We start from the raw sequence: 26710 nt of genomic DNA on the forward strand, positions 1-26710 counted from the left end.
CGACTTTCGACTGCTTACGAGCGATTTTTCTCTATTTACGTGCGACTTCGCTTTCGTTAGGTGCAATTTTTATCCACTCTTTGTTAAATCTTCGTTAATACAATCCCAACAAGAGCTGAGATCACCCCAACGACTTGATACATTTTAAGCTTTTCTTTATAAAACCAACAGCTTCCAAGAACAACAACTAAACAGCTTAAACTAACGATAGGGAACACAATACTGGCTACCCCTGTATCGAGCGCAAAAAAGTAACTACTATACCCTACAACACTAAAGCATCCAATGATGGCGCCTAATCGCAGTTCTTTCCTTTGCCATTTTTCCTTCAAAAGAATGCTATTAATCATTAAATAAACCGCTCCACCAGCGTACATACAAATAAGCATATTAACAGAATTGATATGTAAGTTGGAAGATACCTTCATCAGTACACCGAGTACACCCAATGAAACAATCGCTAGCAATACTCGGTACATCCACGGTTTATAATCGATTAGCACATCACTATTCGGTACATATTGGATTACTGCTGCAGACGCAAGCATGACGATAATACCAACCCACTGAAGTAGCGTAATGTGCTCATGGAAAATGAGTGCCGCACTTAGTATTGGGATTACCGTATTGGTACTAATGAGCGGTGACGTTATACTCGCTGGACCTTTTTCAAACGCTTTAGACATTTGAATGTTTCCATTTGTATTCAATATGCCAACGATTGCTCCGAGTACAATCGTTAAAAGATTAAACGACGCTAGCCCAATTACCATTCCATAGCCAAGCATTAATAGCAATGCAATCAAGTAAAAGAAAAATTGCATATGAACTTTGGAAAGCCCTTTACCTGAAGTAATCTTGAAGATCATATTATTAATGCCAAAGCAAAACATCGTTACCATTGCAGCCACAATCCACATTAAAATCCTTCTCTCCTACTTAATAGAGTAATTTTAATATGAATTTTTCATGTTGCAATAGATTCTTACAATTCAAGCAAAAATTTGTTACGAAGTCGGGTGCTTCCGACATTGAACAGGAAATTCCTACAAGAGGACTTCCCTATTCTTCTTCCATGATTTCATCAAAAGCAGCAGATACTTTATCGAATTCTTCATCACTATCGATTGCACTAAAATCGCCATCTTCATCTAGCTTTAAAAAGAAAATATCGATATCTTCTTCTGTTTCCTCTTGAAGATCCTCTACAAAACTAACAGCTACGTATTCGATTCCCTCAATGTTGATACCCGCAAGAACTTCAACTTCAAGCTCCTCATCGTTTTCATCTGTAATTGTAAATACTTCGCCAACTTCAATCTTTTCCATAACACCGTCTCCTTTTAAATAACTTAGTAAGCATTCATTGTATTGCTAAAGATTAACAATTTCAATTAATAACTGATCATGTCCCGCAAAATGTACGGTACGGTAAATTCGATGGTGCTGGTAATGAGCAATATTCTTTTGCTTGTTCTGAATCGTAATCAAATGGATTCGAAAGCACCTTTAACAAACGCTCCATCACACTAAAATCGCCATCATTCACTGCTGCTTCAAGTGCTTCTTCTACACGGTGATTCCGAGGAATGACAACCGGGTTATGCTCTTTCATAAGTTGTGCAGATTCATCCTTCGATTGTTCTTGTCTAGCGCGTCTTGCTTGCCACTTTTCAGACCATGCTTTGAAGTCATCCTTGTCGTGAAGTGGTGTATCCTTCATATCCTCCATCGTTAATCCACGGAATGTATTCGTATAATCCGCGCGATGTGTATGCATGAGGCTTAGTAATTCATCCGCCAAGTCTTTATCTTGTTCTTCCGCATTAAATAATCCTAGTTTTGACCGCATTCCCGCTAGCCAGTTTTCATCATAAATATCCATATATTTTGAGATTTCTTTTTGCGCAAGTTCTACACCTTGCTCCGGGTCTTCGTGAATTAACGGGATGAGTGACTCAGCAAAGCGAGATAAATTCCACCCACCAATTACCGGCTGATTTTTATACGCATAGCGGCCATGGCGATCAATCGAGCTAAAGACAGTATCAGGGTCATACGTATCCATAAATGCACATGGCCCATAATCGATTGTCTCACCACTTATCGTCATATTGTCCGTATTCATTACTCCATGGATAAAGCCAACCAATTGCCATTTTGCGATCAAGGCTGCTTGGCGCCGTATAACTTCTTCAAGGAAACGAAGATAACGGGTTTCACTGTTCGGGATCTCTTCATAATGCCGGATAATTGCATAATGGGCTAATGTTTCTAAATCTTCAAAGGAGCCCATATTTGCGGCATATTGAAACGTTCCCACGCGAAGATGGCTGGACGCTACTCGCGTTAAAATAGCACCCGGTAGTTCTGTTTCTCGGATAATTCTTTCCCCTGTTGATACTACGGCTAAACTACGAGTTGTAGGGATTTTCAATGCATGCATGGCCTCACTAATAATGTATTCTCGTAACATCGGGCCAAGTGCTGCACGCCCATCCCCACCACGGGAAAATGATGTACGGCCAGAGCCTTTTAGTTGTATATCAAAGCGCTCCTCTTTTGGTGTAATCTGTTCCCCATATAAAAGTGCGCGTCCATCTCCTAACATAGTAAAATGCCCGAATTGATGTCCCGCATACGCTTGTGCTAAAGGGTGAGAGCCATCTGGAGCCGTATTTCCGGCGAGAATTGCTATACCTTTTTCACTTTGTAGCTCTTCACTATCTAGTCCAAGCTCTTTTGCAAGTTGTTTATTTAGTTTGATTAATTGTGGAGAGCGCACAGGGTTTAATTCAATAGTTGCATAAAAAGAATTCGGAAGCCTTGCATAACTATTATCAAAATTCCATCCAATTCCCATTCGAATCCTCTTCTCTATAGTTTGATTTCACTTTATTTTCTACCTCATATATTGAATTATACTTTTTACTCTATTGTATTCATTCAATTTAACATACTAAGGAAGACGGACACTTCTAATTTGCATCTTCTTATGGGACAAATTTCGGACGCTATGGGACAGTTTTTTGATTTTATGGGACACAAATTTATTTTTATGGGACACTTCACCATTCACTTAAAACTTATGGTAAGATGTTTTCTTATCGCCTTTGTTAGAAAGTAGGAACATCATGAGTGAAACAATCAAAAAACCCGCGGAGAAGCTTAGTTTATTTCATTTAACTTGGCCCATCTTTTTAGAAGTTTTCTTATTTATGTTAATGGGGCTCGCGGATACGTTTATGCTAAGTGCCGTATCAGATGATGCCGTTTCCGGTGTGGGCACTGCCAATCAGTTTATCCACATTGCCATTCTTATATTAGAAGTTGTGGGAAATGGGGCTGCGATTGTCGTTTCCCAATATCTTGGTTCACGACGGTATTTTGAAGCCGCCAAAATATCAGCGCTAGCCGTTACACTAAATTTATGTGTCGGACTGATTATGTCGGTCGTCTTTGTATTATCATCGAATCATTTAATGTCCATGATGAATTTACAAGGAGCAGTTCTTGAGCATGCCCAAAGCTATTTAATCATTGTAGGCGGTGGGATCTTCCTTCAAGCCGTTATCAATTCCTTGGCCGCTATCATTCGTGTTCACGGATGGACGAAGCAAACGATGTATGTATCTCTTGGTATGAACGTTATTCATGTCATTGGAAACTACATGTTAATTTTCGGTAATTTTGGCGCTCCGGAACTTGGTGTACAAGGTGCGGCTATTTCTTCAGTAGTTAGCCGTTTAATCGCTCTTTTTGTATTTTTCTGGTTGTTATACCAAGCACTAGACGTAAAAGTGAAGCTTGAATATTATTTTACTTTTTCTAAAGAGTATATTCGTAAAATTTTATCAATCGGCTTACCTAGTGCATTAGAGCAAATTTTGTATCAGCTTTGCCAAATTGTTTTCTTATATTATGTTACGTATCTAGGATCGGAAGCTCTCGCTGCAAGACAATATGCCAACAATATCTCGATGTTTACATATCTTTTTGCCATTGCTATTGGTCTTGGAACGTCGATTATCGTCGGTCGATTAGTCGGTGCTGGAGAAAAGGATACGGCATACAAGCAATTGTGGTTTAGTGTAAAAGCCGCTCTACTATTTACAGTCACTTTAGCACTCGTTGTTACTCTTTTCCGTTATCCTTTAATCAGTCTCTTCACTGATAATGCTGAAGTGGTGAAAATTGGTGCATCCGTTTTACTTTTAAGTCTCTTACTTGAAACAGGCCGAACGATTAACATTACTATCATTAATACATTACGTGCTTCAGGGGATGCCCGCTTCCCTGTGAAGATTGGTTTCCTTTCAATGGTCTGTATGAGTTTACCATTAGGATATTTACTTGTATTTGTATTGGATTTAGGTTTAGTTGGTGTTTGGTTAGCCATTTCTGCAGATGAGTGGACACGTGCTATCATCGTACTATTTAGATGGAAAAGTAGAAAATGGGAGCATTTTGCTTTAGTATCACCAAAAACTGAAGAAGAAGATGTAAAATAAGAGTACTCGTATGGGTGCTCTTTTTATATAAGGATGAATGCAATTAAAATCCGTATCACGATAATTAACCATTTTCAAACAAAAAAGACCTCCTTTTTTATCAGGAAGTCCATTTTCTTAATGTTTATCCACAGGTTCTTTCGGAATTGATTGGCTAAGCTTGCAATACTGAACGAATACACGGGCAAGTTCTCGAAGTCGATCTTTAATTTCATCGTCTGATATACGATTGTTTGCATCAAAGTGTGAAGAATGTGTATAAACATAGTTCGGTGTAACGAGGCAGCGGAAATAATCTAGAATTGGTCGTAATTGATTTTCCACTACTAAATGGTGTTGGTACGTACCACCATTCGCCATCATTGACACCGGTTTATAGCGCATTGCTTTAGGATTAAGCATATCAAATGCATTTTTCAAAACACCTGGAATTGATGCTTGATAGATTGGTGTTGCAATAATATAGCCATCTGCATTTTCAAATTTATCAATCATCATGCGCATATCTTCATTTAACGGACTTCCATCTAAAATTTGATGCTTTAAGTCCGAGAAGTATAATATTTCAAGTTCTAATTCATGATTATATTCTTTAATATATTGTTGAACTTGTCGTAATAACTCGCCTGTTTTTGTGCCAAACACCGTGCCGTCTACGAGTAATATTTTCATCAGTCTTTCCTCCACCCTTTCTAAATCTCCATCCGTTATTGTAACAGATGCGACAATTGTCGAATAGGGAACGTGTTTGTCATATAAAAATTTCAGTCTTTTGTCGGAACTTCTACATTACTCATCTTCTCAAGTGCTTTCTCCATTTTACGAGTTGGTGAAGTTAAACTCACAATGGTTGTTCCAGGTTCTATAGCACGCTTTTTCCCATCAGCTACGAAGAATAAATGATTGTCTTCATCTACTGCAAATAAGGGAATTGTTTTATGAGCATCATCCTGTAGAAAATGGTCCATTGTATAGGTTAACGTTAATTGTGTTTTTCGAATCATATATCCTTCTTCAACAAAACGATTTAATGTATGAATATCATATTCTTGATCGAACATTTTTCGTCCACCAAATGATTTACTGTAATCACTTGGGTCTCCAATATGAATTGGGGTTTGAAATATATGTTCCCTGCCGAGTTCTGGTACAAAACGCTGACAAATCAATGCATTATAAGCATCATCTTCTGTTGCTGCAACTAACACCTCATATGGCGTTAAATCAACATGATATTCCGTATGTTCACTTAAAATATCCCCCACTTCAGTTTTTATGCCTAATTGGCGAGACTCAAATAAAGCCCCCCAAGAACGGTCCATTACTAAAACAGGTTTATTAAAGGATTGAATGGCCTCAGCTAAAACTGCTGTAAAAGCACTTCCCCCTACAATCATTATTCCTGCTTCCTCGGTTGCTTGTAAACCAAGTTTTCTTGATAGCCAACGTATTGAAAATCCATGGGCTAATACTGTTGCAAAAACAAGAGCTAGCGTAAGGGCTGTTAGTATATTGCCATCTGAAAAACCGGCATTTGTTAAAACATCTGCAAAATAACCCGATACCGTTAGTGCCACAATCCCTCTTGGTGCAATCCATCCAATTAATGTTCTTTCTTGATTTGTTAACCCAACGCCAATTGTTGAAAGCCAAATGGAGATAGGTCTTACAACAAACATCATAGCTAATACAAAGAGCAACATTCTCCAATTTAATATGTCTAGCAACGTATCTACTGTTAAAGAAGCGGTCAGCATGATAAATACGCTCGAAATCAATAATACGGATATATTTTCTTTAAAATGCAGAAGGTCGCGAATAGATGTTAGATGCATGTTGGCCATAACAATTCCCATTGCCGTTACAGCAAGAAGTCCTGTTTCATGCATAACCATATCCGATACGACAAATACCAAAAGTACACTTGTTAATACTACAGGCGATTTTAAAAACTCCGGAATATAACCATGTTCTAATAATCGGCCCAGTAAAAAACCGGCCCCGGCACCAATAATGGCTGCGAGAATTGATGCACCGAAAAATAATAGAAGGGATGTTCCTGTAATGAAGTCGTTTACCCAAAATACGACTTGTAGCGCAAATAATGCGACAAGCGCTCCGAATGGGTCAACTACAATACCTTCCCATTTCAATATCGTAGCAGGTCGTTCTTTTAACTTAGCTTGACGCAATAAGGGCAAAATAACTGTCGGTCCTGTTACTATAAAGAGTCCACCGATAACAAATGCGACATCTAGAGATAACCCAGCTAAATAATGGGCTGCGAGGGATCCTAATATCCATGCAATAAAAGCCCCAAGTGTCGAAATTCGATAAATCGAGTGTCGGAAACCTTTAATTTCGCGAAAATCTAAACTTAAACTACCTTCAAATAGGATTATGGCAACAGCAAGGGAAATAATTGGGCTAAATACTTCCCCAAAACTTTCTTGCGGGTTAAAAAGGTTTAAAAATGGCCCCACAATTAAACCAGCTAGTGACATCACAACAATTGCGGGTAATCGAAAACGCCATGCAATCCATTGCGACAAAATACCGAGTACAATAACGGCGGTTAATTGGAAAAGAGTTGTTTCAAACATTGTGCCATCTCCTTTCTTAAAAATAAGCGTGTAATTAATATAGAAAAGTTGTAAGTAATTTGTGAATCAATTGGTGTATTTGCCTTTTCGGATTTGGAATTATGAAGATACTTGTATATAACGTGTTGCCTGCGAAGTTCTTTTAAGGTGAGAAAAGCCCTCCACCTTGTTGTAGTATTTGCGGAGGGCGGTCTTTCATTCAATTAATCCTCGATGTTGCGATTATTTCTTTTCACTTCTTTTTCCCGTAATTTTGCATGGTCAAACATCACTTCATCATCTAGAGGTGGCAATTGTTCTTGCTCTAATTTACTCCAGTTAAAAAGCTGCTCGCGTGAAATTTCCTCTTCTTCTTCTGGTTGTGGCATTGCCATGTTTGCAAGTTCTTGTGATTCATAAATGGAAACTGGTTCCTTTTTCCCATGCAAAGCAATTACTTTCATTGCTAGCGCTACTTGATTTGCTTCTATGGAACGTAATTTTTTCGCCGGTCCAATAAGAAGAGGATTTACAACGTTTAGTACCAACTCCCCCATTTTTTCTCCTAATCGAAATTCGCTTCGATCTCCTACTAATAATGACGGTCTAACAATGGACAGCTGCGGCAAATCCAATGTGATTAATTCTTTCTCTAACTTCCCTTTTACTCGATTGTAGTAGATGGATGAGTTGTCATTTGCACTCATGGCAGAAATGACAATCAAGTGCATAATTCCACGTTTTTTGGCCAATGAAGCAATATGTAAAGGATACTCAAAATCTACTTTTTCAAATTCACTTTTCGAACCAGCTTTTTTCATCGTTGTTCCTAAGCAACAATAAAGTTCCTGTGCATAATCGATATCTTGTTCACCTAATTCATCAAATGAACGAATTTTTACCGTAAGTTTCGGATGCTCATAATCTAGTTTTCTACGAGCAATAGCGGTAATGGATACATATTCTTCACTTTCACAGAGTAGTTTTATAAGAGCTGAACCAACAAGACCTGTAGCTCCTACAACAATTGCAGATCGCATTTCCACTTTTATACAACAACCTTTCATGTTTTTGTTAACAATTGCATACACTTGAAAATCTATAACTATTTATCGAAATTATCATATTGATAATTTTCACACATACTTTCTAATTTTTCACCATAATTTAATTAATAGTTGGGAAAGGATGGGATATTATGCAAAATGAATTAGTGACGAACAATTCAAAAAAGAAAATTGCCTTTATTGTTGAACATAGTGTAGTAAAAGGGTTTTATCCCCTTGAAAGAGCGGCTATTTTAGCAAAACTATTAAAGGAAGAAGAAAATATATATATTTTTTTAAAGCAATCTGGACAAGAGTCAATTGAGATATTTACTGATTTACAACTTTCTCCAATTCTATTTGATAGTTATGCAGAATTAAAAACGCAGATTCGTAGTCTTGAACCCGACTTAATTGTACAGGATGGTCGAGATACTTTAGTTGAGCACGTTGAACAACTAAGACCACATTGTAAAACTCTAGTTCATTTCGATGATTTTGGAGAAGGTGGACTGTTAGCGGATTGCAATATCCATGCACTTTTTGAAGAAGTGCGAGAAAATACTGCACGAAATATTTTAGGTGGTACTTATGCATTCGCAGTTAAAGATTCACTAAAAACGGTTGCAGAGTCCCGCGTTTCAAATGAACTATCCAATCCACCACATATTGTTGTTGCCTATGAAGATGGGGACGAAAATAATTTAACATACCGCACATTACGTCATTTAACACAGCTACAAATACCATTAAAGGTGACCATTGCGATTGATAAAGAATATAAGCACTCGGTTGAAGATTTGCAAATGATGGTTCTTAGCCGTCGAAATACTAAACTATTAAAAGAGGAACAAGCATTAGAAAAATTATTACCTGAAGCAGATATCGTCATTTGTAATGCAAATTATACGCCATATAAAGTAGCGACGGTCGGAATACCTTGTATTACTGCTGCACAGAATGAACGAGAGCTTAATAATGCTTTCCCACGCGAACACCATGGTTTTATTCATATCGGCTTAGGTCGGAAAATGAAGCAATCCAATATTCAAAATGCCGTGATGGAATTGTTACTACATGAAGCTAGACGAGAACGGGCTGTACGCAAACAATTTGAACTAGAGATTTCTGACAACAACGAAGTACTAAAGTCCCTCCTTTTAGATTTCGTGTACGAGCGTCATAATATTGCGACATTTTAATTAGAAATGCGGAAAGCGAGACACTGTCCAAAGGTACTCACCTTCTATGTTGATGTTTAGCCAGTCCTTAAATGGGCTGGTTTTATATTTCAAGTAAATTATTAAAAAGTACTTAATTTAATGTAAATTTTCAAACTTTTTGTTACACTTTACGTGTATAATAAGAACTATTTTATTTTTTCTATTACAATTAAAAGGAAATATTCTTGGGAATGTCGAACTAGATTACTTTAGGTATTACTGATTAAGGCAAAAGGAGTTGTAAATATGAAAAAGAATTTAAAAGTATTAATTTGTGACGATTCAATCCTCATCCGTAAAAAATTAAGATCTGTTTTAGAGAAATGTAAAATTGAAGAAATTTTCGAGGCAGAAAACGGTGCTATCGCTGTTGAACAAGCAAAAGAACTTAATCCTGACTTAATCTTTATGGATATCGTTATGCCTGATAAAGATGGGATCGAGGCGCTAAAAGAAATTAAAACATTTAACACAGATGTAAAAATTGTTATGGCTTCTTCTGCGGGGACTAGCGACCATTTAAAAGAAGCACTTTCAAACGGTGCGTATGACTTTATCCAAAAACCAGTTTCATTCGAATCTGTTACTCTACTAATCGAAAAAATTCTGAAGGAGGAAAGTGCCAATGTTTAGTCAATACTTCGGTCATTATCTATTAAATCGCGGCTTAATTACGCGCGAACAGTTAGCGGATTCTTTAGAGTTTCAAAAAACAGTTCATGTTAAATTTGGCGTTATTGCAGTAGATGAAGGTTTTATGACAACTGCTCAAGTAGAAGAAGTACATGAAAAACAACGTCAAATGGACAAACGTTTTGGTGAAATTGCAGTAGAGCTTGGTTATTTAACAGAAGAACAAGTTGAATCCCTAATCTCTCACCAAAAGCAAAGCCACCTTTACTTAGCTCAAGCACTTGTAGACCGCGGATATATGACAATTGACGAATTTGGTGCTGCTCTTAATGAGTACAAAAAAGATAACAGTTTATCCGATGAACAATTTGAAGCAATCCGGAACGGTAATGTCGATACATTAGTTGAAAAAATCCTTGTTGCCTATGACGAAGAAAAAGCAGCTAAATACGGAAAATACTTATCTCTATTTGCGAAAAACATGATCCGCTTCATCGATGACCAAGTATATCTAGAAGTTTCAGAGACTAATAATGTTACACCAGGAAATTGGTTAATTAAACAAGACGTTGTTGGTACTTCCCCTTTATTTACAGGCATCAGTATCAATGATGAAACATTATTATATGTAGCTTCTATTTATGCAGAAGAAGAATTAACAGAAATTGACGCTCTAGCAAAAGATGCTGTTAGCGAATTCTTAAACTTACATAACGGCATCTACCTTGTGAATATGTCGAACTGGGGTACAGAATTAGATATGAAACCTCAACAAGTATTTGAAAGCGCTACTGTTTCAGGTGATCTTTTCCAAGTGACAGTAAACACTTCAAAAGGCGCATTCCAAGTAGTACTTTCTGACAACCCATCTAATATTGCAGTAGAATCTGCAACTGGAACTCAAACAGTATAATCTCCCCCCCCTGTATGAAGTGTATTCGATGCAGGGGGTTTACTATGGTGCCTGGCACTCAAACAATTCCGAAAATTAACTACAATTTTCTAATCCCCCCTCTCCCCCCTTCCAAAGGCAACTTATTATTAATGAAAAAGCGTAGTCTCCTATGATACAATGTTCATTAGATGTAATTTTGAGAAACACACAAATGATGATCTCATTTGTTCCTGATATACGACGAACAATTAAATAAAGGAGTAGCTTGCATGTTAACCAAATCAGAACTTCAACAGAAAATTGCAGAACTTAAGATGGATTACATTAATTTACAAGGTGATATTGAAAAGCTTGAAAATACGGGGCATATCGAATCCGTTACGAAAGCAGAAGAACGCCTTGCCAATATGGAAAAGCAACTTGCTGAATTGAATAAGCAGCTCGCGGCATTATAATTTGTCGCGTTTTTTTTGGATTAAAAACTAAGTGGATTGGTGCGGGAGTCCGACATCGGTTTACACTTTTGAATTACAAAAAGAAACATTGAAATCATTTTTATTATCGGAGGAACATATTTTTATGGCAATATTAACTGTTGAAAACTTAGGGCATTCCTTTGGCGATCGTACCCTTTTTAAAGACGTTTCATTTCGTCTAGTAGAGGGCGATCATATCGGTCTTGTTGGTGCGAACGGTGTGGGGAAATCTACATTAATGGGCATCATTACAGGTCAAACAATTCACGATACTGGTAAAGTGGAATGGCTACCTGGTACGCACTATGGATACTTAGACCAGCATACTGTTTTAAATGCAGGTCGCTCAATGCGTGATGTATTACGTGACGCTTTCCTCCCTCTTTATAAAAAAGAAGAAGAGTTAAACGAAATTACTGGGAAAATGGCTGATGCGACACCTGAAGAGTTAGAAACACTACTAGAACAAATGGCCGACGTTCAAGATGCTCTAGATGCGGGTGATTTTTATACATTAGATATGAAAATTGAAGAAATTGCTCGTGGTCTTGGTTTAGATGCCATTGGATTAGATCGCGATGTAGCTGCCCTATCTGGTGGTCAACGTACAAAAGTTTTACTAGCAAAACTTTTACTTGAAAAACCAAAAGTATTATTACTAGATGAGCCGACGAACTATTTAGATGAAGAACATATTACATGGCTTTCACATTATTTGAAAGATTACCCTTATGCTTTCTTACTAATTTCCCATGATACGGAATTTATGAATGGTGTAGTCGATGTTATTTTCCATTTAGAGTTCTCTAAGATGACTCGCTATACAGCAACTTATGATAAATTTTTAGAGTTAGCTGAAATCAATAAGCGCCAACATATTGATGCTTATGAAAAACAACAAGAGTTTATTAAAAAACAAGAAGAATTTATTGCGAAAAACAAAGCGCGCTACTCTACAACGGGTCGTGCCAAATCCCGCGCAAAGCAACTTGATCGATTAGAGCGAATTGACCGCCCGGAAACTGCAGTAAAGCCAGAGTTTGGCTTTAAAGAAGCCCGCGCATCTAGTCGCTTTGTTGTAGAGGCAGAAAATTTATCAATTGGGTATGATTCAGCAAAACCTTTACTTCCACCGCTTTCTTTCACAATTGAGCGTGGGGAAAAAATCGCTTTAATCGGAATGAACGGTGTCGGAAAATCAACGTTATTAAAAACGATGCTTGGAAAAATTCCATCTCTTGACGGTAAAGTGAGCCGTGGCGACTTCCTGATTCCTTCTTATTTCGAGCAAGAAGTAAAAGCTGGCCATATTACACCGATTGACGATGTATGGAATGCTTTCCCGAGCATGGATCAACATCAAGTTCGTGCTGCGTTAGCTCGTGCAGGTTTAAAAAATGAACATATTTCTCGCCCATTAAATTCATTATCAGGTGGCGAGCAAGCGAAAGTTCGTTTATGTAAACTAATGATGGAAGAATCGAATTGGTTAGTATTTGACGAACCGACAAACCACTTAGATGTAGATGCAAAAGCAGAATTAAAACGCGCCATGCAACAATATAAAGGTACAATCGTCTTAGTTTCCCACGAACCGGAATTTTATGAAGGACTAGCGACAAAAGTGTGGAATGTACAGGATTGGTTTACTACTGGTAAGACGGATTTATAAAAAGTGAGAGCGGTTTGAACACCTTATGAGGAGTTCAAACCGTTTTTTGATAAAATTTTGATATTTTATGGGGATATCGAAAAAACTATTTTGGCAGTTTTAGAGATTTTTTCTTTTTACCTGGAAATTTATTGTAATACTCGCGTTTTTAACTGAAATACTCGCGGTTTTATTAAAAATACTCGCACTTTTCAACTAAATACTCGCGGTTTATTAGTAAATACTCGCACTTTGATTTTCTCCGGTATTAAATACTTTCTATCCTTATAAGTACCTACACTCTCTATACCCAATGATCGGAGAATTCGACTTGCGGTATCTTTAGATGAAATCCCCATAAACTCCCGAAACTCGCAATTACTAATCCACTCATTCCAAAGCAACCGATAATCATTCAATGCCTCTAAAAATGCTAGATTATCGATATTTCCACACCGAAAACAAACCCATTTCCCATGTTTAAATTGCATTGGCATACGGTACATGCAAGCCTTACAGAGTACCCCTTTCCTCAATTTTGCCCTATTGATTTTCGGCTCCCATTTTCGCACTGTTTGCAAAGATTTCAAATCTTTCCCCAGCTGATATATCTGATCCTCTACAATCAGTGGCTGGCGATGCTTCCTTAGTAGATTGTCCAACTTATATCGCAGCCCAGTCACCTGGAAGACTAACACATCTCTTGCATTAATTTTACCAATGACAGAATTTGAATTCGCAAAGATTACGGCACATTCGATCGGCAACCGCATGTCAAACTTCTGCAACATCCCCTTCACAAACCGCCCATGCCTTCTAACTTGATCAACAGGATTTGTAAACCCTTCTACAATCCCATCATTGCGTGTTCTGATACATTGGTTCGTTTCCTCATCTATCTCAATGCGGCCTGCAATATTTTTCGCTTCAATTACGAAAACAAAATAGGGACACAGAAAAAAAGAATCGATTTGATGGGAAAAACCAGCGTCATTTTCTAAATGCAACCCATTTAATAAAATATAGGGAATCCCTAACGTAAAATCCTCCCACTCTCGGTCAACACGCAATTCCCCATAGTAACCGGATCTTTCGCGGGCCAATTTGTCCTCGTAGTATCCGTAATTCACATCCTCCTTTGGCAACCTTCTCAAAATAGCTTCAAGCACCGCAATTGTACTGGGTTCCTTGCGTTCCAACATTATCATGAGCTCACCTCCTCCACCGTATTTTAATTGGAACTCTCTAAATCACCCAAACTCTCAAAATCTAAATTCACCCCAAATATGAAAACCAAAATTAATTTTCCAATACACATTAATTCTCACAAACCCTCAAAATTTTGAAACTTTTTCTAGCCAAAAACGTATATATTTATAGAAAAACGGTTATAAATGTATGTGAGCCCACTTATCAAATTCATTGACTTATAAATATCTTACTGATAAGATATTTATAACAACAAATTATCTTACAAATAAGTTACTTCTAAAAAACGAAAGCGAGGAGTTCTCATGACAGTTACAATTTATACACAATCAAGCTGTTCCTCTTCACGAAAAGCCATCAAATGGTTAAAAGAAAATAATATTAGTTTTATAGAAAAACGTATAACATCTCAACCTTTAACATTAGCAGAATTTAAAAATATATTAAGAATGACAGAAGACGGAACAGATGAAATTATTGCAACAAATTCAAATGACTTTAAAAATCTTGATTTAGACATTGACCAATTATCTATTCAAGATTTGTACAACATCATTCAGCAATACCCACGTATGTTACGTAGCCCTATTTTACTTGATGAAAAACGTATTCAAGTAGGCTATAACGAAATGGACATCCGTCGTTTTATTCCGCGTAAAGTACGTGCTTATGAACTAAATGCAATGCAACAGCTAGCAACACAAGGTTAATCGTTACTTCCTGAACATGCGAAAGACTTTGTAAGTGGAGCGAAAACATTATGGACAACCAACGATATAATACTCTATCTTCGCTTTTTGAAGTGGTTTCTTCATTAGAGCGAAAATGGGCAAATGAATGGAATCAACAAAATCATTTAGGATTTTCAAAGTCTCATATATTACTTTTAGATTTGTTGGCGAAAGAAGGGCCAAAACGTCCTTCTGCTATTGCAGAGCGCTTAAAAGTAACAACTGGCGGCGTGACTGTTTTAACAACAAAATTGATTAAATGTGGCTTTATTGAGAAAACCCAAAATAGTGCGGATCGTCGTGCTGCTCAAATTGCCATAACTTCTGAAGGCGAAAAAATGTTAGCACAATCTCAAGCCCAAGTGACAGCTATGGTTAACTCCATGTTTGGCATGCTCACAACGGATGAAATTAAAACGCTACATACGATATTTGAGAAATGCTTAGTTAGTGCAAATGGGCAACAAAATCAGAATGACTAACTTAATTCCAAAATAAAACGCAAGCTGCTACATTGAGCAACTTGCGTTTATTCATTATAACCCTCCTACTTCATATCATAATACCCACAAACTACGTGCCCAACAGCCTTAGCTGCTACAAGGAGTGCATCTTCATCAATTTCGAATTTTGGATGATGGTTGAAGTATGGCTCTTCCACTCCTTTTGGCGTACAGGCAATATAGAAGAAACAAGATGGGAACTTTTCAGCATAGTACGCAAAGTCTTCTGATGGTGACATTGCTGGGAATTCCTTCACTTCCTTAATGTCTTGGTCATTTGCATTTTTAAGGATCGTCGCCACTTTCTCTGTTAATTCAGGGTCATTGTACAATGGTGGATAATCATTTTCATAAGTGAGCTCGCATGTAACACCAAATTCTTCTTCAAGACCTTTTACAAGTCGTCTTACTTCTTTTTCGATTGTTTCTTTTGTTTCAACCGTCATATAACGGATGTCCCCTTCAAGTTCCACACTATCTTTAATGACATTAAATGTACCTTTCCCATCAAATGAACCGATCGTGATGACTCCAATATCAAAGGGACTTAAGCGACGACTAATGATTGTTTGAGCAGCTGTGACAAAATGCGCACCCGCAACAATTGCATCATTTGCTAGATGAGGTGAAGACCCATGCCCCCCTCTTCCTTGAATTTTTAATTTTAAATACGCTCTACCATTAAAGGAGTATCCCGCATGATACCCAACTACTCCCGATGGCCCCATTGGTAAAAGATGAATGCCGAATACATTGTCCAGATCGTCAAGAACTCCTGATTCTACAATACTTTTTGCCCCACCTGGTGGAACTTCTTCTGCGTGCTGATGAATGATTTTTATTGTTCCTGGCAGTTCATCTTTCAATTGAATTAAGCAGTCAGCTAACACTAATAAGTACGCTGTATGTCCATCGTGCCCACAAGCATGCATCACGCCTTCATTTTTTGATTTAAATGGCACATCTGCTTCTTCTACAATTGGTAGTGCATCAAAATCCGCACGTAATCCAATATTCTTTCCGGGTTTTCCTCCTTTAATTGTGACAATAATCCCATATCCATTGCCTACGTTTGTTTGAACTTCTACATCTTTTCCTTTATAAAAGTCGATAATGTATTGGGCCGTTTTTTCTTCCTTAAAAGAAATTTCAGGATTTTGGTGCAGGTATCTACGGATTTCAATCATTTCATCTTTACGGGATTCTAACATCTCCATTAATTTTGCTCTCATTTTTGCCACTTCCTTATTAGATTTGTTACTGCATTTCTTCAGCGAGTATTTAAGCGTTACTTCCAGCTGGCTTACGTGTTACTTTTTTTACTGGCTTAGTCGTAGAAGTTTTACCTGCGTTTTTTGGTACTAAGAAGATGACAGATACAATTGAAAGTACACCGAATATAACGTTCACAATAATTCCAACCATAGCTGCTGCTTCTAAATTACCGCCCGCTGCAACCGCACTATAAGCTGTTGCTGATATCGCTACACCAAATGCCCCACCTAAAGAGCTCGCCATTTTATAAACTCCAGCAGCTTCTCCCACTTTATCAGAAGGTGCATTTGAAACAGATGTATCTGTAGAAGGTGTTGCGTAAAGACCTAAACCTAGTCCAAATAAGGCAAAACCAATAAATACGACAACTGTATATGTTAAGCCTGGTAAGAATGTTAAGCCCATCATTGCTACACCAATTGTTGTAATGATACCACCCCAAATCATCGGTGATTTCGCACCAACTCTTTGGAGGATTTTCTCACCAACACGAATCATCGCTAACACTACAACTAAATAACCTAGAGATAACATACCTGATTGTAAAGAATTGAAACCTCGACCTACTTGTACGTAAGTGTTTGTTACGATAAGTGCACCCGCAATGGCATTCAGTAAGAAGTTTGAAACTGTTGCACCAGAATAAGCTTTGTTTTTAAATACTGCAAAATCGACCAAAACAACTTCTTTGCTTTTTTCAACTTTAACAAACACAATTAATCCGATGATTGTAACAGCTAATGCGATAAGTGTAGGAACACCTGTCCATCCCCAATCCGCACCGTAAGTAATAAATAAGTTCAGTGCGATCATTGTTACAATAAAGATACCTAAACCAGCATAGTCAAATTTAAATTTACCCGTTGATTGTTGTTTACTTTCTGGCGTATCTTTTAGTAAGAATAAACCGACTACTGCAAAGATGATGGAGAAAATGAAGATCCATCTCCAGCCTAATGATGTTGCAATTGCACCACCTGCGAACGAAGCGAAACCTGAACCACCCCAAGAACCGATTGACCAAAAACTTAATGCACGTTGACGATCTGCGCCTTCAAAATAAGCTTTAATTAACGCAATTGTTGATGGCATAATAAATGCAGCTGAAATCCCTTGTATAATACGACCGATAATTAGCAATATTGCACCTTGAGCGAATACAAGACAAAGGGAACCGATAATACTCAATATAAAACCGATGACAGCAATTTTTTTACGCCCAACTTTATCTGCTAGCCCACCTGCAGCAACAATAAACAACCCTGAGAATAAAGCAGCTAAACTAATAGCAATGTTTAATGTTCCAAGTGATACACCTAGATCTTTTTGTACTTCCGGTACTACATTGACCATTGCTTGTGCAAATAACCAGAATGTAATAACACCAAACACAATTCCAATAATCATTTTATTTGTACCTTTATAACCAGTATCCATGATGAAACCTCCTGATGTTTTTATGTAAATACTTTCAAATAATATCCCCGATTTTTACTGGATGATTCTAATATCAAATCGTTAAATAATGGCTATTCTCATTACTTTAATCTCCATATTCTTTTCTTTTTCCTTCACCTCTCCTCGTTCTTATTTACAAGTAAATTATAAAAAAATTACTACATAAAATAGAGTCATTATTTTACTGAAAACAATTATCCCTGAATGACTTTTTTGACTTTATCATTTTGGACATCAAAAAATAGCGGTGAATTTTTTACTTCGAACCGTATCCAAATATAAAAAGCGCAAGAATGCTAACGTAAATTAACATTCTTGCGTTCTGCTCGCTACTATTTAAAGAATCGCTTTTCTCATATCGAAAAAATGGATGGCATTGACCGTCAAATAGGAATAAAAAGACCAAGTGTCCGTTATTGTTTCATCAAACAATTCTAATTTGGGATGACTTGTTCGATTAATATAATCAATAATTTCTAAATCTAAGCCATGTTTGCTATTTAAACTCAGCCATTTCGTATACAATGCTCCATGTTCCCGATCAAAAACATATTTACGTATTTGGTATTCACCTTCTTCTAATCCCTTTATTTTCACTAATATTTCCTTATTTAACTTCTGTAGAAACGTTTCCTCGATTGAAAAGTAAGGGTTGATTGTATTGCAATTCATTAGTACAAGTTGATATCCTCGATCGTTTTTTGTCATGACATAGTCCGACCCTTTTGCAATCACTATTCCGTTTAGCTTTTTGGCAAATACCATAGCAAAATAAGCCGGACGTTTTCCACTGAAGTAGTGAAATAATTCCAACCCTTCAATTTGAAATCTCTGCCCGTTACTTTCACCTTCATGTAGTGCAGTGTTAATCCAAAAGCCAATCGACTCTACTTCATCTACAATATCTAGCACACTTTTTAATACTAGAGCAGCTCGAAAGAATGTACCATTTGTAAAACGTGTATTTCCCGAAAGTGTATTCCAAGTAATTAAATGGAGTGGTTTTTCGATTGCGTGATTTTTTAAAAAGGCTTTAATTTTCATCGTTCTTTCTTTTAAGTAATCTTTTACACTGTAAAACTGATCTTCATTTAATTCTTGAAAATCCACCATATCATTTTGATTGGAATCATATCCAAAAAAGTCGATCATCTCCTCATCTACTAACATCCAATCATGAGGTTTATTTAGTTTTTCATCTTTATAGGAAAATGGTAAAAATACTCCCACTTGACTATTTGGGATAAGTTTTTTTAGTAACTCACGCATTTTTAGATAAACACGTTTTATTTCTTTTGCTTCGACAGCAGTATGATAGGGCTCATAGAACAGAAAACGCCACGAAGTTAAATAGGATGCCCCATATAATTGTAAACAATGTCTTAAAAACTGATAAAGCTTTTGAAAGTTTTTATCTTCATCAGCAGTAATTTCTTGATATTCAATTTTTATAAATAGGGCAAGACTATTTCTTTGTAAAAAATTTAAAGCTATATCTGATTTAAAATACGGAGAGCTCGTCGCTATTATCTCATCTGTTTCAACATCCGCTGTAATTGTTTCCCCTTTTAATAAATTACTGATCCCAACATAATCAAGACGCATTTCATCTTTCACCATGAGCAATTGAGATCTTACATCTTCCTTTAGCAATTCTTTTAATTCACGAATAATTAATATATTCCGTGGACGTAATAAACTGGCATTCAATGAGTGGGAAAGGTCTAATCGCAATTCTTCAAATTGAGACTCTGCATTTCTATAGGATTGATCATGCTGATTTAGCAAGTCACCTAATTTCGTTAATATTTCAGGTGAGTTGATCAATGTTTCAACATCTTCTATCTGATAATTTTTAAATGAATCGATTTGCTCTTTTGAATTATTTTCACGGTAAATTTGGGGTGTAACGCCATACATTTCTTTAAATAAATTTGTAAAGGACTTCGAATTAGCAAAACCATTTTTCATCGAGATTTGTGAAATGGTATCATTTGTGTACAATAAATCCTTCACACTATGCTTTAATCGAATATTATTTAAAAATCGACTAAAACCCATTCCCATCTTTTGTTTAAAATAACGAGATAGATAACCTGTAGAAAGATACGATAGACTCGCCATATCCTCTAAAGTAATGACATGCTGATAATTCCTTTCCATAAAATCCACTATTTTTTTCAATCGCAAATCATCTGTATCTAATTTTTCAATAGCGCCACCTTTTTGTTTAAAGCTACGAATTAAGATTAGTAATATTTTGCATATGTGACTGTGCATTTCAATTTGATAGCTTTCGCCTTTTCGACTATTGGATAGCATTAATTCAATGAGCATTTTTTTTATATTGTTCAGCATCTTTTCTCTTCCCATATCAACTTCTTGAGAAAAGCATTCAAATCGAATGTTTCGATATTCTGAATAATAGTGATCCATAAAGGCATCCGAAATATTTAATAATAGTACGTAATTATGTTCATTGCCTTGTACTTGATATAGTTGATTCCGATTAATAACCAATAAATCCTGTTCATTTAATTTGTAAAATCGACTATCAATTTCAATCGTGATTTCACCATTAACAACAAAAACGAGAAGCAGTCCCTTATTTATTTTTGGAGATATAAATTGGATATTTTTTAATGAAATTTGAAAATCGGACAATGCATTTTCCACACATACTCCCCACTCTTTCCAAATAAGCTCATTAAAAGCATATCCAAAAAAGTTGTATCTAAATGTCACTAAGCTAGTAGCATTTCATAATTTTTCAAGCTTTATGTAATTCGCCAGTTCAATGAAAACTTCAGTAGAAAGACATTACAATTATTAAAAATAAAGATTTTATTTAGTAATAAAGTCTATCCATAAATGTGAATTATTGTATACTCATATAATGGTACAGCGTATTAATAGAATTTTAAGGATAGAGGGATAATTTTGTCTTCGATTAAAAGTATTTCTTTCATTGCAATGATTGCAATGACCATTATTTCCTTTTCAAATTTTTTTGGATTAGGAATTGCTGGATTGTCTGTTTTGATCGGTATTTTATTTTTCTTTATCGACCGAACTTTGAACAAACAAGATCCTTCCTCTAAAGTACTTAATTTAAGGGATATTAGAAATAATCTTAAAGATAAATCAATTTGTTTGTGGATTGGTTTCCCCTTATTGATGAATCTAGTCTGTTTTATTTTAGCAACATTGTTCTTGCCCGAATTTATAGAACACACTTTTGAAAGAACTCAGTTTGTACTATCAGCAGATAAGGTATTGTTACTCGTTCTCCAACTTGCCCTATTAGCATTTGGTGAAGAAATTGCATGGCGAGGTTTTTTTCAACGCAATTTAAGTAAGATGATACCAATCGTTCCTGCTCTCATTGTGACATCTATCTTGTTTTCAATTGGTCATTTTGCATTCGGTAACACGGTAATAGTGACTTACGATATTTTCTTTATTTTTATTAACAGCATTTTGTACGGTATCGTATTTTACAAAACAAACAATGTCTGGCTCAGCGCATTTTCACATTTTATTGCTAACCTGTTTGCCTTTATTCTTATGTTTATTTTTAGTTAAGTTGTTTACTATCGCTTGGAGATGTCTTTTATCTTCAAGCGTTCTTCTTTTTATACATGAAAAAAGGACTCCCTTTTTGGTAGGAAGTCCTTGCTTTATGCCGTTGCTACAACATCTTGTAATGATGAATCGGCTAATAAAATTTCTTTTAAACGGGCTTTGGCACGGAATAGACGTGATTTTACTGTTCCTATCGATACTTTCATTAATCCAGAGATTTCAGCTAATGAATATTGATCGACATAGAAATACCATAACGTTTTTTGGTAAATGCCATCCAGTTGTTGCATCTTCTCTTGCACAATCTTTGTAACAGCAACTTTTTCAACTTGCTCTTCCGTTGATATTTCATTATTGGGAACCAAATCTAAAATCGGTACGTCTAATGTTTCAGGTTGACTCATCATATATTTGCTTCTTCTTACATTTTTGCGATAGCGGTCGCGGAATGTATTCATCGTAATTGTTGTGAGCCAAGCCTTTACGTGATCAACTTGAGCGACTTGTTCTTCATTGCGTACGACCTTTACCCATACTTCTTGCATTAGGTCTTCTGCTTCTGCAATGTTGCGTGTTAGTTTTAAACATAAGTGATATATATAACGATTATATTCTTCGTAAATTTCAGCTAAACAGTTAGTCATTTTAATTTTCCTCCAATATCTAACTTCTGATTTCATTTTCCCAAAAAATCTCATTACACTCTATCGTATTTGCTTTCAATTTCATTACATTCATGTAAGACTAAGTGTCCTAACTTGTAATTTTACTGCGCCCTCGTACCGGGAATTTTCAGAATTGTTTGCGTACCTGGCACCCACACTATTCTGAATTGTTTCCGTGCCAGGCACCCTCCAAAAGCTCACCATCAATACGATATGCTGCTATGTGCTATACTATTTCTGCTACTTCAAAATTTTGAAAAGAGGGATGGACATGAGTCATTTACAAAAGTTAGATCAGTATTTCTCTGAACATCGAGATGAGCATTTACAGGAGTTATTTGAATTTTTGCGCATTCCAAGCATTAGCTCTCTTTCTGAACACAAACCAGATATGCTCACTGCAGCGAACTGGCTTGCTGAAAAACTTAAAAAACTAAACATTGACAACGTGTCGGTTGATCCAACTGAAGGACATCCGGTTGTTTACGGCGAATGGCTTCATGCACCTGGAAAACCAACCATTCTGTTCTATGGTCACTATGATGTACAGCCTGTAGATCCCCTTCACCTTTGGGAATCTGAACCTTTCAACCCTGTAATCCGCGACAATAAGCTATTTGCTCGTGGGGCTTCTGATGATAAAGGACAAGTCTATATGCACCTAAAAATGATTGAAGCACTATTTGCGACGGAAGGTACTCTTCCTGTAAACGTAAAATTCATTTATGAAGGAGAGGAAGAAATCGGCAGTCCGAACCTCCCTGCTTATGTAGAAGCCAATAAAGAGAAATTAGCTGCTGACCTGATCCTGATTTCTGATACAGGCTTATATGCTCCAGGAAAACCTGCAGTATGCTATGGCTTACGTGGATTAACTGGTGTGCAAATTGATGTGCGCGGGGCAAAAGGTGATCTACATTCCGGCCTTTATGGTGGTGGTGTGCAAAATGCGATTCATGCCCTTGCTGAAATTTTAGCTTCTTTCCGAGATGAACATGGCACAATTCAAGTGGATGGCTTTTATGATAAAGTTCGCCCATTATCTGAAGAAGAACGCCAAGCCTATCGTGACCTAAATTTCGATGAAGAGGCATTAAAAGAAGAAGTTGGGGTTAATGAGTTATTCGGTGAGCAAGGTTACTCTTACCTTGAACAAACATGGGCTCGTCCTACATTAGAAGTGAATGGTGTATTTGGAGGGTTTTCAGGAGAAGGTATAAAAACGGTACTCCCTGCTGAAGCGGGTGCAAAAATTACATGTCGATTAGTACCAGATCAAGATCCAGATGAAATTGTTCAATTACTGAAAGCACATATTGAAAAGCACAAACCAAAAGGGGTATCCATCACTGTTTCGGAATTCGATAAAGGTGCACCTTACTTAACACCTTTTGATCACCCTTTAATTCAAGCAGCAGGTCGCTCCTACGAAAAGATCTACCAAGTTCCTACTGCTTTTATCCGAGGCGGCGGTTCCATTCCAATTGTTGCTTCATTTGATGAAATTCTATCTTTACCTGTTGTGCTTATGGGCTTTGGATTAAATAGCGAAAACTTCCATGCACCAAACGAGCACTTCCATTTAGAAAACTTTGACAAAGGACTTCGCGTACTTAGTGATTACTTACATGAAGTATCCGAATTAAAAATTTAACCTATTCGATCCCCTTCTATTTTGAAGGGGATTTTTATATTAAGATTATTTCTTTTTAGGAATAAAGAGGAGTTTTCTAAATATTTGTAGAATTGAAATTGATACACTTATTAACTACTAATCTAGATTTATTTAGGAGAGTGATTAAATGGAATCTAAATGGAGTATCGTATTTTTAATTCAACCGATTGTAGGTTTATTACTAGTTTTAATAGCTCTTTACACATTTGTAGCAGGAAGTCCTAATCTACTTCCTTGGGCATTTATGTTGACAGGTCCTTTGTTTATTGCTATGGGTCTTTATGAGTCCAATCGAAATAATAAAAATGCTAGTCTTCTCTACCATGTATTGGCGGTAATATCCTTTCTATTTGGGTTCTATTCTTTTTTCGCATTCTAAGTTCAGTTTAATTTAATAAGAAAGCAAAATTTTTATTAAACCGATGAATACAATAGTTGTTTTCATCGGTTTTTTCAATGGGAAAATTAGGGATTTATAACTGTTTACTTCTATTTAAAAGGTAAAGTAAAATTGCCATATAATTGTAAATTTCTACCTATAGGTCCATATCTAGTACATAGTATAATATAGGTAAGAAATAATACCTATACGACATAATATTAGAAAGTATTTTATACTCATTAGACAATAGAGGTGACAACATTGAATGTTAAACTGCACCGATTAAATAATCTTGAAACACGCATCGTTAATCTTTATTCAGATGGCAAATATAATGAGGCCATTGAACTTGCAAATAAATTATTAGAAAGTGCGGGAAAAGCTGAAGATAAAAAATCAATGATGAATGCTTATATGAATTTAGCTGGTTGTTATTATTCTTTAGGCCAAATAGAAAGTGCTTTCGAAAATGTTCTGGAATATAAACAACTATGTGATGAATTTGGCGATGACCGTGATAAATACTACTTATATAATTTAAGTGCCATTATTTATGAATTTGAAGAAAATTACGAAGAAGCAAAAGCTGCAATTCTTGAATGCATCGATTTGGCATTAGAATTTGAAATGTACCATTCTTTATGTGAAAGCTATAACACGTATAGTTCCTATTTAATAATTGAAAACAATTTTGAAGCGGCCTTGAAATACGCACAAATTGCGATGAACTTTGCAAAGTCCCATTATCCAAGTAATGTATTGTTACAATGTCAAATCTATATAAACATTGCCTCCGCCTATATCGGACTTGAGCAGATCGAAGTTGCAAAAGAGATTCTTGATTCACTTCAATCGAACCCTTACATAAATAGCAACATACATGAAACAGGCAATTACTACTATGCACTAGGAAAATTGTATAAAAAAAGCAGAAAGTATAGCACTGCTCTTCTAAAATTGAACGAAGCCTATCTCATTTTTGAATCGTATAATGATCAAGTGATGCTAAAGTCGATCTCTAAAGAAAGCGCCTCCATTTATGAATTAATATTTGATTTTGAAAATGCATGTAATATGTGGAAACGGTATATAGACTATTCAGAGAAACTATTTGCTTTACGTTTATCCTCAAAAATTAAGGAACTGGACATAAAACATAGCGTGGCTGCCATCGAGAAACGTGCAAATATCGATACATTAACAGGTGTATATAACCGCTATTATTTAGAAACTACTTGTAATACGTGGCTAAAAGATAGAAACCATACTGATTCACAAGTATGTTGTATCGTTTTAGATATCGACCATTTTAAAGTAATAAATGATTCATATGGTCACTTAGTTGGGGATGAAGTAATAAAGGCAGTTGGGGAAACCTGTTTAAATGTAATCTGTGAAAATAAGCAAAATAGTTTAATTGGGCGTTATGGTGGAGACGAATTTGTCGCAATATTAAAAAACATCTCTCCCCCTCGCGTATTACAAAAAGCACGAGAATTGTTTATAGCACTGTCAAACTTAAAAGTCCCCCATTTACAAGATGTTATCCAAGTTACAGTAAGTATGGGCGTAGTGAGTACCGAGAGTGTCCCATCCGTTAAAAAATTTACTCAACTATTTAAAGTAGCGGACCAGGCGCTTTATATAGCCAAAAAGCAAGGGCGCAATCAGATTGTCTTCTTATCAAACGATAATTGTTACTAGAAAAGCGAAAGTGCCCCGCTATCTACTAGATTATAAGAAACCCATTGAAAAAGGGGATGTCCAGAAAGCACTACACTTTCTGGACATCTACGCTTCTAATAATAAAATATCGCTAAAAAGCTGTGCTCCTGCGGTAGTAACAATAAATTGTCACTATCCTCGTCGCAAAGGAGCCGTCCAAAATCACTTTTTGGACGGCTCCTTCTATATGACCTTTTCAAGCGTTTTGTATATAAACATAGGGGAGGTTATATATCTTGTCGAACAAGCTTTTAAAGGTTCTATAAGCTTTCACTTTATTAATTTAAATAATCATTCATAAAGGAGCATAAAAGATTCGCCCCTTTATGATATTTTAAGTATAGCATCTACTGAAATAGTCGCGTATCCCCTAACGATAGATGTCACATTATTATCACAAACACGTTCACATTTTCGAAAAATTTTAGGTCATTTTTCTTAAATGTACTCTAAATATAAGAAAAAGCCCATCCCACTTAGGAGAC

Annotated in this window: 23 protein-coding genes; 12 read left to right on the forward strand and 11 right to left on the reverse strand. The window is 36.3% G+C overall.

Annotated elements, in window-relative coordinates; translation table 11 throughout:
• Positions 1 to 83 precede the first annotated feature (83 nt).
• From EK386_RS13505 to EK386_RS13515, 3 genes are all read right to left on the reverse strand, one after another.
• The gene (locus tag EK386_RS13505; RefSeq protein ID WP_126659704.1) at positions 84 to 920 is read right to left on the reverse strand and encodes a DMT family transporter; all 837 of its coding nucleotides are present in this window, start codon (positions 918 to 920) and stop codon (positions 84 to 86) included.
• Between the two features lie 142 nt (positions 921 to 1062).
• Entirely contained in the window at positions 1063 to 1329 is a 267-nt protein-coding gene (locus EK386_RS13510) for a DUF1292 domain-containing protein (RefSeq protein ID WP_126659705.1), read from the reverse strand.
• 76 nt (positions 1330 to 1405) lie between these two features.
• On the reverse strand, positions 1406 to 2863 hold the full coding sequence (locus tag EK386_RS13515) for a protein adenylyltransferase SelO (RefSeq protein WP_126659706.1): 1458 nt from the start codon (positions 2861 to 2863) through the stop codon (positions 1406 to 1408).
• Positions 2864 to 3134: 271 nt separating this feature from the next.
• Between EK386_RS13515 and EK386_RS13520 the strand changes: the two genes are divergently transcribed.
• Complete coding sequence (locus EK386_RS13520) at positions 3135 to 4511, forward strand: MATE family efflux transporter (RefSeq protein WP_126659707.1); 1377 nt, start codon at positions 3135 to 3137, stop codon at positions 4509 to 4511.
• A 117-nt stretch (positions 4512 to 4628) separates the two neighbouring features.
• Here the strand turns inward: EK386_RS13520 and EK386_RS13525 are convergent, their stop codons facing one another.
• From EK386_RS13525 to EK386_RS13535, 3 genes are all read right to left on the reverse strand, one after another.
• Complete coding sequence (locus tag EK386_RS13525; RefSeq protein ID WP_126659708.1) at positions 4629 to 5183, reverse strand: NADPH-dependent FMN reductase; 555 nt, start codon at positions 5181 to 5183, stop codon at positions 4629 to 4631.
• Between the two features lie 92 nt (positions 5184 to 5275).
• Positions 5276 to 7114, reverse strand: a complete 1839-nt coding sequence (locus EK386_RS13530) for a cation:proton antiporter (RefSeq protein ID WP_126659709.1) — start codon at positions 7112 to 7114, stop codon at positions 5276 to 5278.
• Between the two features lie 203 nt (positions 7115 to 7317).
• Positions 7318 to 8133, reverse strand: coding sequence for an NAD-dependent epimerase/dehydratase family protein (locus EK386_RS13535; protein WP_126659758.1), 816 nt, complete (start codon positions 8131 to 8133; stop codon positions 7318 to 7320).
• Positions 8134 to 8291: 158 nt separating this feature from the next.
• Between EK386_RS13535 and EK386_RS13540 the strand changes: the two genes are divergently transcribed.
• From EK386_RS13540 to EK386_RS13560, 5 genes are all read left to right on the forward strand, one after another.
• Positions 8292 to 9341: a PseG/SpsG family protein gene (locus EK386_RS13540; RefSeq protein ID WP_126659710.1), complete on the forward strand. Its 1050-nt coding sequence runs from the start codon at positions 8292 to 8294 to the stop codon at positions 9339 to 9341.
• Between the two features lie 267 nt (positions 9342 to 9608).
• Positions 9609 to 9995, forward strand: coding sequence for a response regulator (locus EK386_RS13545; protein ID WP_126659711.1), 387 nt, complete (start codon positions 9609 to 9611; stop codon positions 9993 to 9995).
• The gene (locus EK386_RS13550) at positions 9988 to 10908 is read left to right on the forward strand and encodes a cyclic di-GMP-binding domain-containing protein, MshE-related (protein ID WP_126659712.1); all 921 of its coding nucleotides are present in this window, start codon (positions 9988 to 9990) and stop codon (positions 10906 to 10908) included. Before EK386_RS13545 ends, EK386_RS13550 begins: the two co-directional genes overlap by 8 nt.
• Positions 10909 to 11159: 251 nt before the next feature.
• Entirely contained in the window at positions 11160 to 11345 is a 186-nt protein-coding gene (locus EK386_RS13555; RefSeq protein WP_126659713.1) for an SE1832 family protein, read from the forward strand.
• A gap of 124 nt (positions 11346 to 11469) precedes the next feature.
• Positions 11470 to 13038 (forward strand): ABC-F family ATP-binding cassette domain-containing protein, encoded by a 1569-nt coding sequence (locus EK386_RS13560; RefSeq protein ID WP_126659714.1) that lies wholly within the window; start codon positions 11470 to 11472, stop codon positions 13036 to 13038.
• Positions 13039 to 13229: 191 nt separating this feature from the next.
• Here the strand turns inward: EK386_RS13560 and EK386_RS13565 are convergent, their stop codons facing one another.
• Positions 13230 to 14225, reverse strand: a complete 996-nt coding sequence (locus EK386_RS13565; protein ID WP_126659715.1) for a nuclease-related domain-containing protein — start codon at positions 14223 to 14225, stop codon at positions 13230 to 13232.
• A 306-nt stretch (positions 14226 to 14531) separates the two neighbouring features.
• Between EK386_RS13565 and spx the strand changes: the two genes are divergently transcribed.
• On the forward strand, positions 14532 to 14936 hold the full coding sequence (gene spx / locus EK386_RS13570; protein ID WP_126659716.1) for a transcriptional regulator Spx: 405 nt from the start codon (positions 14532 to 14534) through the stop codon (positions 14934 to 14936).
• A gap of 50 nt (positions 14937 to 14986) precedes the next feature.
• Positions 14987 to 15439 carry a MarR family winged helix-turn-helix transcriptional regulator gene (locus EK386_RS13575; RefSeq protein WP_126659717.1) on the forward strand — a complete coding sequence of 151 codons (453 nt, stop codon included), beginning with the start codon at positions 14987 to 14989 and terminating at the stop codon, positions 15437 to 15439.
• A 65-nt stretch (positions 15440 to 15504) separates the two neighbouring features.
• Here EK386_RS13575 and EK386_RS13580 read toward each other — a convergent pair whose 3' ends face one another.
• From EK386_RS13580 to EK386_RS13590, 3 genes are all read right to left on the reverse strand, one after another.
• The gene (locus EK386_RS13580; RefSeq protein ID WP_126659718.1) at positions 15505 to 16692 is read right to left on the reverse strand and encodes an amidohydrolase; all 1188 of its coding nucleotides are present in this window, start codon (positions 16690 to 16692) and stop codon (positions 15505 to 15507) included.
• Between the two features lie 49 nt (positions 16693 to 16741).
• Positions 16742 to 18172, reverse strand: coding sequence for an MFS transporter (locus EK386_RS13585; RefSeq protein WP_126659719.1), 1431 nt, complete (start codon positions 18170 to 18172; stop codon positions 16742 to 16744).
• 357 nt (positions 18173 to 18529) lie between these two features.
• Positions 18530 to 20869, reverse strand: coding sequence for a helix-turn-helix domain-containing protein (locus tag EK386_RS13590; protein WP_126659720.1), 2340 nt, complete (start codon positions 20867 to 20869; stop codon positions 18530 to 18532).
• Positions 20870 to 21133: 264 nt separating this feature from the next.
• Between EK386_RS13590 and EK386_RS13595 the strand changes: the two genes are divergently transcribed.
• The gene (locus tag EK386_RS13595) at positions 21134 to 21778 is read left to right on the forward strand and encodes a CPBP family intramembrane glutamic endopeptidase (protein WP_126659721.1); all 645 of its coding nucleotides are present in this window, start codon (positions 21134 to 21136) and stop codon (positions 21776 to 21778) included.
• A 95-nt stretch (positions 21779 to 21873) separates the two neighbouring features.
• Here the strand turns inward: EK386_RS13595 and EK386_RS13600 are convergent, their stop codons facing one another.
• Entirely contained in the window at positions 21874 to 22422 is a 549-nt protein-coding gene (locus EK386_RS13600) for an RNA polymerase sigma factor (RefSeq protein ID WP_126659722.1), read from the reverse strand.
• Between the two features lie 292 nt (positions 22423 to 22714).
• Here EK386_RS13600 and EK386_RS13605 point away from each other — a divergent pair, with 292 nt between their 5' ends.
• The 3 genes from EK386_RS13605 to EK386_RS13615 all read left to right on the forward strand — a co-directional run bounded on the left by EK386_RS13605 (position 22715) and on the right by EK386_RS13615 (position 26204).
• Positions 22715 to 24097: a dipeptidase gene (locus tag EK386_RS13605; protein ID WP_126659723.1), complete on the forward strand. Its 1383-nt coding sequence runs from the start codon at positions 22715 to 22717 to the stop codon at positions 24095 to 24097.
• Between the two features lie 148 nt (positions 24098 to 24245).
• Positions 24246 to 24497 (forward strand): hypothetical protein, encoded by a 252-nt coding sequence (locus tag EK386_RS13610; RefSeq protein ID WP_126659724.1) that lies wholly within the window; start codon positions 24246 to 24248, stop codon positions 24495 to 24497.
• A 264-nt stretch (positions 24498 to 24761) separates the two neighbouring features.
• Positions 24762 to 26204 carry a tetratricopeptide repeat-containing diguanylate cyclase gene (locus EK386_RS13615; protein WP_126659725.1) on the forward strand — a complete coding sequence of 481 codons (1443 nt, stop codon included), beginning with the start codon at positions 24762 to 24764 and terminating at the stop codon, positions 26202 to 26204.
• Positions 26205 to 26710 lie beyond the last annotated feature (506 nt).

It is taken from the genome of Lysinibacillus antri, assembly GCF_003977595.1.
Taxonomy (GTDB): Bacteria; Bacillota; Bacilli; order Bacillales_A; family Planococcaceae; genus Ureibacillus; species Ureibacillus antri.

Coding starts and splice junctions, on each gene's coding strand:
- EK386_RS13580 (WP_126659718.1), bottom strand. CDS start 16,692: ATGAGAGCAAAATTAATGGAGATGTTAGAATCCCGTAAAGATGAAATG.
- EK386_RS13535 (WP_126659758.1), bottom strand. CDS start 8,133: ATGCGATCTGCAATTGTTGTAGGAGCTACAGGTCTTGTTGGTTCAGCT.
- EK386_RS13530 (WP_126659709.1), bottom strand. CDS start 7,114: ATGTTTGAAACAACTCTTTTCCAATTAACCGCCGTTATTGTACTCGGT.
- EK386_RS13560 (WP_126659714.1), top strand. CDS start 11,470: ATGGCAATATTAACTGTTGAAAACTTAGGGCATTCCTTTGGCGATCGT.
- EK386_RS13515 (WP_126659706.1), bottom strand. CDS start 2,863: ATGGGAATTGGATGGAATTTTGATAATAGTTATGCAAGGCTTCCGAAT.
- EK386_RS13555 (WP_126659713.1), top strand. CDS start 11,160: ATGTTAACCAAATCAGAACTTCAACAGAAAATTGCAGAACTTAAGATG.
- EK386_RS13525 (WP_126659708.1), bottom strand. CDS start 5,183: ATGAAAATATTACTCGTAGACGGCACGGTGTTTGGCACAAAAACAGGC.
- EK386_RS13610 (WP_126659724.1), top strand. CDS start 24,246: ATGGAATCTAAATGGAGTATCGTATTTTTAATTCAACCGATTGTAGGT.
- EK386_RS13540 (WP_126659710.1), top strand. CDS start 8,292: ATGCAAAATGAATTAGTGACGAACAATTCAAAAAAGAAAATTGCCTTT.
- EK386_RS13510 (WP_126659705.1), bottom strand. CDS start 1,329: ATGGAAAAGATTGAAGTTGGCGAAGTATTTACAATTACAGATGAAAAC.
- EK386_RS13600 (WP_126659722.1), bottom strand. CDS start 22,422: ATGACTAACTGTTTAGCTGAAATTTACGAAGAATATAATCGTTATATA.
- EK386_RS13550 (WP_126659712.1), top strand. CDS start 9,988: ATGTTTAGTCAATACTTCGGTCATTATCTATTAAATCGCGGCTTAATT.
- EK386_RS13605 (WP_126659723.1), top strand. CDS start 22,715: ATGAGTCATTTACAAAAGTTAGATCAGTATTTCTCTGAACATCGAGAT.
- EK386_RS13505 (WP_126659704.1), bottom strand. CDS start 920: ATGTGGATTGTGGCTGCAATGGTAACGATGTTTTGCTTTGGCATTAAT.
- EK386_RS13585 (WP_126659719.1), bottom strand. CDS start 18,172: ATGGATACTGGTTATAAAGGTACAAATAAAATGATTATTGGAATTGTG.
- EK386_RS13565 (WP_126659715.1), bottom strand. CDS start 14,225: ATGATAATGTTGGAACGCAAGGAACCCAGTACAATTGCGGTGCTTGAA.
- spx (WP_126659716.1), top strand. CDS start 14,532: ATGACAGTTACAATTTATACACAATCAAGCTGTTCCTCTTCACGAAAA.
- EK386_RS13520 (WP_126659707.1), top strand. CDS start 3,135: ATGAGTGAAACAATCAAAAAACCCGCGGAGAAGCTTAGTTTATTTCAT.
- EK386_RS13575 (WP_126659717.1), top strand. CDS start 14,987: ATGGACAACCAACGATATAATACTCTATCTTCGCTTTTTGAAGTGGTT.
- EK386_RS13545 (WP_126659711.1), top strand. CDS start 9,609: ATGAAAAAGAATTTAAAAGTATTAATTTGTGACGATTCAATCCTCATC.